This is a genomic window from Chitinophaga silvisoli (genome assembly GCF_003412465.1).
GTDB classification, from domain to species: Bacteria; Bacteroidota; Bacteroidia; order Chitinophagales; family Chitinophagaceae; genus Chitinophaga; species Chitinophaga silvisoli.
Genome location: NZ_QTJV01000006.1, coordinates 412,631 through 422,731 on the forward strand (window position 1 = coordinate 412,631; position 10,101 = coordinate 422,731).

The 10,101-nt window shown below is 45.2% G+C and carries 8 protein-coding genes; 3 read left to right on the plus strand and 5 right to left on the minus strand.

The genetic code is table 11. The features are described from left to right. Positions 1-18 precede the first annotated feature (18 nt). A complete protein-coding gene (locus DXN04_RS17250) occupies positions 19-576 on the plus strand; it encodes a TetR/AcrR family transcriptional regulator (protein WP_116854632.1) in 558 nt (185 codons plus the stop codon). 53 nt (positions 577-629) lie between these two features. Here the strand turns inward: DXN04_RS17250 and DXN04_RS17255 are convergent, their stop codons facing one another. The 5 genes from DXN04_RS17255 to DXN04_RS17275 form a co-directional block, all read right to left on the minus strand. Continuing rightward, entirely contained in the window at positions 630-1,223 is a 594-nt protein-coding gene (locus DXN04_RS17255) for a hypothetical protein (RefSeq protein ID WP_116854633.1), read from the minus strand. Between the two features lie 88 nt (positions 1,224-1,311). After that, positions 1,312-3,288 carry a PAS domain-containing sensor histidine kinase gene (locus tag DXN04_RS17260; protein WP_116854634.1) on the minus strand — a complete coding sequence of 659 codons (1,977 nt, stop codon included), beginning with the start codon at positions 3,286-3,288 and terminating at the stop codon, positions 1,312-1,314. A gap of 108 nt (positions 3,289-3,396) precedes the next feature. Further along, positions 3,397-4,425 carry an LLM class flavin-dependent oxidoreductase gene (locus DXN04_RS17265; protein WP_116854635.1) on the minus strand — a complete coding sequence of 343 codons (1,029 nt, stop codon included), beginning with the start codon at positions 4,423-4,425 and terminating at the stop codon, positions 3,397-3,399. 168 nt (positions 4,426-4,593) lie between these two features. Beyond that, positions 4,594-6,798 carry a helix-turn-helix domain-containing protein gene (locus DXN04_RS17270; protein ID WP_116854636.1) on the minus strand — a complete coding sequence of 735 codons (2,205 nt, stop codon included), beginning with the start codon at positions 6,796-6,798 and terminating at the stop codon, positions 4,594-4,596. A gap of 115 nt (positions 6,799-6,913) precedes the next feature. Continuing rightward, entirely contained in the window at positions 6,914-7,792 is an 879-nt protein-coding gene (locus tag DXN04_RS17275; protein WP_233525616.1) for an SAM hydrolase/SAM-dependent halogenase family protein, read from the minus strand. An 852-nt stretch (positions 7,793-8,644) separates the two neighbouring features. Between DXN04_RS17275 and DXN04_RS17280 the strand changes: the two genes are divergently transcribed. Both DXN04_RS17280 and DXN04_RS17285 read left to right on the plus strand, forming a co-directional pair. Continuing rightward, positions 8,645-9,163 (plus strand): DUF4402 domain-containing protein, encoded by a 519-nt coding sequence (locus DXN04_RS17280; RefSeq protein WP_116854638.1) that lies wholly within the window; start codon positions 8,645-8,647, stop codon positions 9,161-9,163. A gap of 20 nt (positions 9,164-9,183) precedes the next feature. Further along, complete coding sequence (locus DXN04_RS17285; RefSeq protein ID WP_147319966.1) at positions 9,184-10,041, plus strand: fimbrial biogenesis chaperone; 858 nt, start codon at positions 9,184-9,186, stop codon at positions 10,039-10,041. Positions 10,042-10,101: the final 60 nt, after the last annotated feature.

Here is a 10,101-nt window from a genome sequence, read left to right on the forward strand (position 1 = left end):
AAAAACAACACATATCCCATGAAAAAGGAAATGATGCGGATCATGACAATTGCCACCGGCTTATTCGCTGCACAAGGTTTGCGAGCGACTAATATCGATCATATCAGCAGCCATTGTCAGATAAAAAAACGGGAATTCTATACTCATTTTGAAAGCAAGGAAGCGCTGATACGCGAAATAATTGCTGAATGGATCAGTAAGAGTGGAAAGCATTTGCGCATGATCCCTTCACTTTCCTTTAATGCTGTTACGGAATTACAAAGCTATTTTTCATTCGTTGAAGAAACGCTGGCTAACCTGACACCTGGTATTATTGCTGAATTACAGACTTATTATACAGAACAATGGCTTAGATTATCTTATTTCCGGAATACGGAGATTTTCCCTTTTGTGGTGCGGAATTTAGAGAGAGGCTTATCAGAAAACGTCTACCGGTCAAACGCGGATAAGCAGCTCCTGGCAAGGCTTTATTATTACCAGGTACAGGCTGTGTACCACGATAAATATTTACTCCAGGAAATGCACCGTTTATTCATATACGGTATAGTCAATCATAAGGGTTTGCAGTTTATATAAAACTAAAAGGCGCTTTCCCGGCAAGGAGAAAGCGCCTTTAGTTCTATATGATTTTAGTACTGAACTTTTACGTCAGCAATGATATGATCTGAGGCCAGGCTCTTTACTTTCACTATTCCTTTCTTTCCATCACTATTTTTAAAGAACACCAATAATGGCAGGTCGGTAGCACCAAAAGTATTTTCGTCATTTGACACATACAATTTCTTTAAGGTCACCGCATGTGTGAGCGTGTCAAAAGCAGACAATGCAAAGGTATCGGTAGGTACATAGTTACGTACCAGCGTAGTCCTTGCTCCTGAAATTGACAAATCAAAAGAAGCGTCGTTAGCACTCAGGAAATTCATCTGAATAGAACCCAGGTAATTAAAGGCAAGATCGATATATTTTCCCATCGTATCAGGGATGGCATGGTCTAAGTAAACTATCCCTGTTTTAGATGAAAATACACGGCCGTATGTACTGCTATTCGGACTCCAACCAACATTAACGTCCTGAAAAGTGACAACACTGTCAGCTCCTGTAACAGGGTTAGTAATTACGGTCGTATCGGGGTTATTTGTTGAACCCCCTTCCGTAGCACCCTCTTTGGTACAGGCTGTGATTGCAATCGCGATCATAATAACCGGCAGCAAAAGTTTCTTCATAGGAAAGGTTCTATTATTTATTACAAAAATATGAATATTTTATAATAAATAAATAATAGATGAGCAGAAAACCGGAATTAGCTGGCTATCAACTGGTAAAAACCGGTAAAATAACTATAAAAGTAGCTCCCTTACCTTCTTCTGACTCAGCATAGATGACTCCATGATGTGCGGTCACTATTTTTTGACAGAGCGCCAGTCCGATGCCGCTGCCTTCATATTCTCCCCTTCCATGTAGCCGCTGGAAAATAACAAAGATCTTTTTTGCATAAGTAGGTGCGAAACCAATACCATTATCGGTTACACGAATTTCGCAATAAGGCATCCCATTTTGAAGTTGGGGATGTGCTGCTACTTCGGAATTTGACAAAATGCGACTATCGATTTTTACAACAACCTGTTTATCAGGCTGGGTAAATTTCAGGGCGTTGCTCAGCAGATTGTGGAAGAGCTGTGTCATGTGTAAGGGAATGCCATATACGGAACAGAGGGCATCCATTTCGATCACTGCATCTTTTTGCTGGATAAGCATATCGAGGTCGGTGAGTACCTGTTGGATGATCTTTTGCAAATCGACGGCTTCGAACAGGTGGTCCTGGCGGGATACACGTGAAAATGCGAGCAGATCCTGGATCAGTGTAGTCATGCGGGTAGCAGCATTGCGGATGATGCCGAGATTACGCATACCGGTTTCGTTCAACTGGTCCTGGTATTTATCCTGCAGCAAAGCGGAGAACATGTTGATCTTACGCAAAGGTTCCTGCAGGTCATGACTGGCAACATAGGCAAATTGCTCCAGGTTCTGGTTAACGATATTCAGGTCGATATTGGCCTTTTTCAGTTCGCTGGTACGCATTTCTACCATGCGCTCAAGTTCTGCCCTGTTTTCCGTCTGCTGCTGGCGAATAGCCTTTTCCTGGCGTAAATCGCGGGAAATGGTGGCCTTACCCTGGGAGGCACCTGAAGCGGTATCGATCACGCGCATGGTGGTGGTAAAAACCGGGATGGCTTCTCCTGTTTTGAAGTTGCGGTAATTCACTTCGCCGGTCCACTGACCTTTTTCGGCTATAGCGGAATCGATCTCTTTCATGATACTATCAACAGCTTCGGGGAAGAGGAATTCCGTATTGGGCCTTTTTGCTTCTTCTACGGTGTCCAATCCGACGAGTTGAAGACCGGCAGGGTTCACATAGGAAACAATGCCATTATTATCTGAAAGGCTTACGAAATCCCGGCTGTTTTCCAGCAGGGCCAGTAATTTTTGTTGTTCCTGTTTTGCCTGGAGAGCGGGGCGTAGATCGCGGAGGGTGGCACCGCGGCCGATGATCTTGTCAGAACCGGGCTCACGGATGACGATAAAGTCGGCATAGCAGGGTATGCGTTCCTTCGTCCGGGCATGTTGAATATGGATATTGCCAGACCATTTCCGGCCGACGAGTAGATGTGGATAGACTTCTTCTTCCATGAATGTAAAATCATCCGGGAGAAAAAGGTCTTTATTGACAAGCGATGTAATGTCAAAACTGTCGGAGATACCGAGGAGTCTTTTACCGGCGGTATTCATGTAGAAAAAGCGGCCTTGGTTGTCGGCAGCGGCCATGTAGTCCGGGCTGTTTTCGACCAGGGCGATCATAAGTTCTTCCCTATCGCGGTCTTCGATTTCCCTGGTAATGTCCTGTGCGGTGCCGGCGAAACGGTAGGCAGTGCCATCGGGATGGAAGTAGGCTTTGCCTTTACAATCGAGCCAGCGGATTTTTTTGTCTTTCGCTCCGATAGTACGGAAGCGAACAGAGTAGTTGCCTCCGCTTTCGGATTTAAGTGCATTGGTGACAGCCTGGTCAACCCTGGCTTTGTCATCGGGATGGATGTATCTCAGGATATCCTGGTATTCAATCACCTGACCTTCAGGAAAGCCATAAAGTTCCCGGCAGCGATCGTCCCATTTTACTTCTTTATTCAATGGGTCCATGTTCCAGGTACCCAGCCCGGCGGAGAGGAGCGCAAAGTGCATCCATTCTTCATTATTTTCCTCCCTGAAGGTGCCAGTTTCTGTTTGCTTTTCCATGCGTAAGTTTAAGTTCGACCCGGCATCTGATATAAGGAGCCACCCCGGATACCACAACAAGTATACCGGTTAATACGCATATTATGTATTATTTTTTTTTGACTAGTATTATTTTGTATCTCTTGGTTCGAGTTGGAATTGTTCGGCGAGGAGCTCGTAGGATCGGAAGCGGTCCTCCACTTTGTCGGCCATAGTAGCGATTACGATCTCATCTACCTGATAATCATCGGCTAATTTCTGCAATTTGATCTTGACGTTTTTAGGTGTGCCGGAGATCATGCGACCCCTGTTAGCCATTACGCGTTGCCATTCCATATCGGTGTATTCGTAGTCTCTGACTTCTTCCCAGGTGGGGTATACGTCGAATTTACCTTTTTCGAGGCTAAGGAGGCGATAGTCCATCATAGCCTGGAGTTCATCTGCTTTTTCCTGGGTATCAGCACAGAAGACGAAGATGCCGACGTTAGCTTCCGGTTGGGGCAGGAAGACGGATGGCTGGAAACGGTCGCGGTAAGTTCTGACTGCCTGCGGGCCACCAACGGGATAGATAAAATGAGCGAAAGATAAGGCCCAGCCCTGACGTGCCGCGAGGAGTCCGCTTTCCCCACTGCTGGTCAACATCCACAATCCGGGGAAGGTGTCGATCTGGGGAATAGCTTTTACTTTTTCGTGGACAGTGCCAAGGGCGTTGCTGTCGGTGAGGTAGCCTTCGAGGTCATGGATTTGCTGTACAAATTCCCTGGGTTCGAAGCTGTTGGATGGGTTGAGGATGTGGGCAGTGAGGCGGTCGCCACCGGGGGCGCGGCCTATGCCGAGATCAATGCGGTTGGGGTAGAGGGCTTCGAGGAGGCGGAAGTTTTCTGCGACCTTTAGGGTGCTATGGTTAGGGAGCATGACCCCACCTGAACCCAGGCGGATGTATTTGGTGGCGGCGGCGAGGCGCGCAATGAGGATTTCGGGGGCAGCACCGGCGAGGGCGCGGGTGTTGTGGTGTTCGGAAAGCCAGTAGCGGGTAAAGCCGAGGCGGTCGGCTAGTTGGGCTAGCTGGATGGATTCCTGGAGGGCTTCAACGGCGTTGGAGCCTTTGCGGATGGGAGATTGGTCTAGTACGCTGAGTCTTATTTTCCTGTCTGACATATATTTTAGAATTATCGTTCCAAAATTAAGGAATATTATTGATTGGGTGTGGGATTTATTGAAAAATGTCGATAGGTTGGGGAGAAGGGGATTTAGAGGAGTTTTTTGGAGGGTTTAGCTGTATCCATGTTTTCAGTACCATGGATACAGCTAACAAACAAATATTCTTTAATCCTTCTCCGTCTCCCTTCTCCAATGTTGCTGTACTGCCCTGATCTCTCCCCAACTCACACCATCACCCAGTCTCGCCTTTATAGGAGCAGAAGCAGTCACTCCCATTTCCTTCACCAAGGGCAAGATTAGTTTTATCTTCTCTTCACTCAATACCTTAGAAAGTTCTAACTCCCCCTGCCCTATGGCATCGGCCAAATGACTTTCTATCGTACTCATTGCGAGATTACGTGCTGCGGCAATATCAGCCAGTGACTTGCCTGCCTGAAACATTTCGACTGAATCTCTCCTGCTTCCACCGGCCTCCCTCTTCTTCGCTTTTTCTTTTTCCTTTGCCTTTGCCGGAGTACGCAGTGCAGTATAGTCAGGTAATCCTTCACTGAAGCGCAAATCGCCGTAACTGGCATTTACAAATCTGAACAATCTATTCCACAGGAATTCTTCCAGCATGGTCAGTTGTGCAGTATATTTCTTAATTTTTGGAATGTCTTTTACCAGTTCCAGTTCCCGGCGAATAGGCTGAATCAGGCCTTCATACATATCCTGGGTAAAGTAGGCCACCGCCTTGGTAACCCTTTCTTTTAAAAGAGAAGTATCGCCATCTACGAGTAACTGCTCCAGCAGGGGCTCAAGCTGATTCCGGAAGCGATTTCCCACGTCCTGTAACTGCACAGCTTTTAGTTGCAAATTCCGGCTGAGGGTGAGTGCACTTTCCATCCCGTTCATTTTCTTATCCCTTAGCCAGATTGAATGCATGTGGAGTTCAGAAGCGATCTTTTCAGCACTGAATAGTTTTATCAGCTGTGCTGCCCAAAAGACAAGTTTTTCCTTATCCAGGTTGGCAAAGAGTTGTCCTACTTCGGTCTCCCTGTTCGAATAATCGAGTACTTTTTCATCTGTACGGATTGCCCCAGGATGGATACGGGTATTGAGTACCAATCCTTCAAGCGAAGTACAGCGGCTAAGAGCGACATACACCTGTCCGGGTGCAAAGGCATTTCCAGCATCAATAATGGCCTTTTCGAAGGTGAGCCCCTGGCTTTTATGGATGGTAATCGCCCATGCGAGCCGGATTGGATATTGGGTAAAACTGCCTACTTCTTCTTCCTCTACTGTACCTTCTGTTTTATTCAGGGAATAGCGGATATTGCGCCAGGTCTCTTTCTCCAGCACCAGTGTTTCGTTGCTACCGGCAAGTACTACGACTATTTTATTGTCGTCAATCACACGTTCTACGGTTGCCAGTTTACCGTTATAATAACGGCGTGGTTCTGCCAGATCATTTTTGATAAACATCACCTGGGCACCGGGTTTGATTTGCAGCAGCATATCAGTAGGCAATGCCTTATCACTGAAATCGCCCTTGATTTCCCCGGTGAAACTATAAATCTCTCCCGGCATGTTCGCAAGTCGCTGTGCATTGATTTCATCTGCCCGGCGGTTGTGTGTGGTGAGTACGATGTATTGATCTCCCTCGCCGGTAAAATGCGGATCGTAGCGTTCATTCAACGTTGTAATTCCTTCCCAGTCAAGAGTACAGTTTCTTACTCCATTGAGTATATCGATGAAAGAACGTTCGTTCTGTCTGTAGATTTTTTTAAGTTCAATGTAGAGTGGTGGTGCCTGTTGCATAACCCGTGCATGGAAGAAAAACACGCTTTGATAGTGATCTTTCAGCAACTGCCATTGGTCATCCGGCATTACAGGTGGCAACTGAAACAGGTCTCCTATATATAAAACCTGTACACCGCCAAAAGGTACGAGAGGCTGATTACGGAAGTGGCGGAGAATGGCATCGATGGCATCGAGCGTATCGGAACGAACCATACTGACCTCATCGATGATGAGAAGTTCCATTTCCTTGATTAGTTCTTTCTTTTCATAGTTGAAACGGATATTCCGGAAAAGGGCATGCGTATCCGTTACACCGTTATCTACACCAAAAAGGTGTGCACCTGAGGGTACATAAGGGCCGAAAGGTAATTGGAAGAAGGAGTGCATTGTTACGCCTCCTGCATTGATAGCGGCTACGCCCGTAGGCGCAACAACGACTGTATTTTTAGTTGTGTTTTCCCTGATGTATTTGAGAAAAGTTGTTTTACCTGTTCCGGCTTTCCCGGTCAGAAAAATATGACGGTTTGTTTCGTTGATATAATTTGCCGCCAGGTGAAACAGGTCATTGGAATGATCCGGTTGTGGCATAAGCTGGTTCTACGTTGAGCTGTTTTTTTAATGTTTTGAATGGCTGTGAAATTACGCAAAAAACTGTGATTAAAAGTGTGTTCATTCTGTTCATTCTCCTTTGCGATTCTTGCTTTTATTCATTTTTGAAACTAATTGCTACTTTCCAGTCAGGTCCGCTATATATGTGATATCTTAAAGAAAAGTTATCCATGTTTAATGCAAACGATACATTCAATAAACTATTGAGATAAGCCAGGGGCGCACCATCCGGCACTGCTGAAAATGTAGTTACGTAAGGTATATTTCCCGTGTATATTAATGTATCGGCATGGAAAATTTTCACATGCATCGTATCACCGGTCTTTAATTTCAATTGATTAAAAGTTGGTCCATCAATATTTGTCCAGATATTTCCGTATTGGATATCAAGTACGGGAATATTGCCACTAATTACATGGTTCTTGTAAACTGGCTCCTGGAAAGGAATCCGTACGACGCTATCAGCTAGTTTCGGACCTACCTGTTCAAATGTAATCATGCCGGAAGCCAGGCGGGCAGCGGTATATGAGTATACATCGCGGCCATGGAAAGTGTATGACTCCGCAGAGTGCTGACGGCGATTGCGGGATTCATCGATTTCGCGGATGGCGGCAATGCCCAGTTGTTTTGCTACGAGTGTCAGGGTGCCATTATCAGGAGTGACAAAGAAATGTCCGCTTTTCGTTTTTAGCACTACCGATTTTCGGGAGGAGCCCACACCGGGGTCTACAACAGAGACGAATACCGTACCCGTAGGCCAGTAAGGCGCGGTTTGCTGCAGGCGGTAAGCGGCTTCCCAAATGTTGTAAGCGGGAATTTCGTGTGTAAGGTCAAATAACTGAAGGAAGGAGGATACGCCTAGGGCTACACCTTTCATTTCAGCAACAGCACCGTCTTTAAGACCGAAGTCGGTTTGGTAGACGATGATTTTGTTTTGGGCGATGGCAGGGATGTGGTTTATGATGAATGCCAATGTAATAAGGCTGAAGATAACAAGTTTGCAGTGAAGACGACGATGGAGAGAGGAAAAAGCGGTACGACGGGAGCCAGATATAGCATGACCCTGGAAAGTAAAATTGCCAGGAAGTTGGAGAGTCGAAATTTCCGAATGACGGGTATGTGAAATCAGGGAAGGCTGAAAGGCAGAAATGCCTGGATTTTGAAAGGATGAAGTTTCTGGGTACCGAGTACCTGAAACAGCATTGTCTTTAATACTGCAAATACCTAAGTGCTGAAAACCAGAAATCCCAGTGCCTGAATTGCCTGAAATCCTGAAATCAGAAAAGTGAAAAACGCGCAATCTTTTCATATGGCTACTAAGTTAAATGAGCAAAGGGCTACCAGAAGGATTTACATTATACGAATCATTATTGATTTGATTCCAATGTGCCTGTTAAGTTAATGACTTAAATGTTTAAAAACAGATACATGACGTAAAATATCAATTACCTATTTCCGAAATATATGTCTCTATTTATAATAGAAATACCAATACCGGGCAGCGGTAATTTTACTATTCACAAAGATTAAACAAAAGCAAGTTGTGCAATTTATCAATTATCTAATTTCTAGATATATCCTCGTAAATCACTGATTCAATATTACCGGACTGAGGTACATTAATCAAATTATTAATTGCCATTTCCAAAAATATCTGTAATATGCATTTAATTAGGAATGCAATAATAATACTGTCTTTACCCACTTTTTACAGGTCCGCCGCTGACCTGCAAATTTTGTTGTTCATAAATCCAGATGAGAATTTTTGAATTGGCCATGAAAAGCATGACCAACGTCAAATTTATTCATATATAAAATCTGAATTATGAGAAAAGTATCATTACTCTTCGCCGGAACATTCCTACTCCTAGGTTTAAGCAAAACCTCCTATGGCCAGGCCTCTGCTACTGCAAACGTATCAGCTACTATCATCGCGCCAATCGCTATTACCAAAACTAATGACATGAACTTCGGCCGTGCTGCCGCTACAGCTGCTGCCGGTACTGTTGTACTGACACCTGCCGGCACACGCTCGTTCACAGGTGGCGTAACCCTGCCTTCTTTTGGTGGAACCGGAGACGTTTCTCCGGCTATCTTCACCGTATCAGGTGCCCCAAACTACACTTATTCCATCACATTGCCTACAACTGCTACAACCATCGAAAACGGGGCAAATACAATGACTGTGGATACCTGGACCAGCGATCCAACCCCTACCGGCACCCTCGCAACTGATGGTACAGAAACCCTACGCGTAGGTGCTACCCTTCATGTGGGCGCTAACCAGGCTCCCGGCTTGTATACTTCTGCTACTCCATTCACGGTAACTGTAAATTATAACTGATAAAAGGATCTCTGATACTTATGAGATTGATACAGATGCGGCAACTATTGCTACGCATAGGAGTTTTGTTGACTACCATTTTCTATTTGCCTGTACAGTTAAAAGCACAGGGTGATTTGCTGATCACGCCCCGAAGGATCGTATTTGAAGGAGGTAGCAGACTCCAGGAGATCAATCTTGCCAATTCCGGGTCGGATACGGCCAGATATGTCATCTCACTGGTAGAAGTCAGGATGAATGTAAATGGCACATTCGAGTTCATTAATGCGCCGGATTCCGGCCAATTATTTGCCAGCAACTTCCTTCGCTTCTTTCCACACAGCGTAATACTCCCACCCAAAGAAGCACAGGTGGTTAAAGTGCAGTTGCAACACACCGCGGATCTGGATACAGGTGAATATCGCTCTCATATTTATTTCCGGGCAGTGCCAAAACAACAACCACTCGGTGATGAAAAGCAACTGGATAGTCCACAGACAATATCGATCAAACTAACGCCGGTATTTGGTATTACCATTCCCGTTATTATCAGGGTAGGTAAAAACAATGCCTCTGCAAGTATGTCGGATATATCGCTGACGATGGAAGATACCATTCCAAAACTGAATCTTACTTTTCATAGGGAAGGCAATATGTCAGTGTATGGAGATCTGTCTGTAGATCACATCTCTCCTTCTGGGAAAGTCACCCCTATCGGCTCCCTAAAAGGGGTAGCTGTATATACCCCTAACCGGGCAAGACAATTGCATGTTGCGCTGGCAAGGGTAAGTGGGGTGAATTATCATTCGGGCAAACTGAGATTGTCCTATTTGGAGATACCGACACAAATGAATGCGAAGGTAGAGGTGTTAGCGACATCAGAGATATCATTGAATTAGAAGAATAGGGCTATTTACTGATCTATTAATTAAATGACAATTGACTCAATGGACCAAAAA

What these genes read in the sequence shown, in the direction of transcription:
- DXN04_RS17270 (WP_116854636.1), bottom strand. Translation starts at nt 6,798, where the DNA reads ATGCCACAACCGGATCATTCCAATGACCTGTTTCACCTGGCGGCAAAT.
- DXN04_RS17250 (WP_116854632.1), top strand. Translation starts at nt 19, where the DNA reads ATGAAAAAGGAAATGATGCGGATCATGACAATTGCCACCGGCTTATTC.
- DXN04_RS17280 (WP_116854638.1), top strand. Translation starts at nt 8,645, where the DNA reads ATGAGAAAAGTATCATTACTCTTCGCCGGAACATTCCTACTCCTAGGT.
- DXN04_RS17265 (WP_116854635.1), bottom strand. Translation starts at nt 4,425, where the DNA reads ATGTCAGACAGGAAAATAAGACTCAGCGTACTAGACCAATCTCCCATC.
- DXN04_RS17260 (WP_116854634.1), bottom strand. Translation starts at nt 3,288, where the DNA reads ATGGAAAAGCAAACAGAAACTGGCACCTTCAGGGAGGAAAATAATGAA.
- DXN04_RS17285 (WP_147319966.1), top strand. Translation starts at nt 9,184, where the DNA reads ATGAGATTGATACAGATGCGGCAACTATTGCTACGCATAGGAGTTTTG.
- DXN04_RS17255 (WP_116854633.1), bottom strand. Translation starts at nt 1,223, where the DNA reads ATGAAGAAACTTTTGCTGCCGGTTATTATGATCGCGATTGCAATCACA.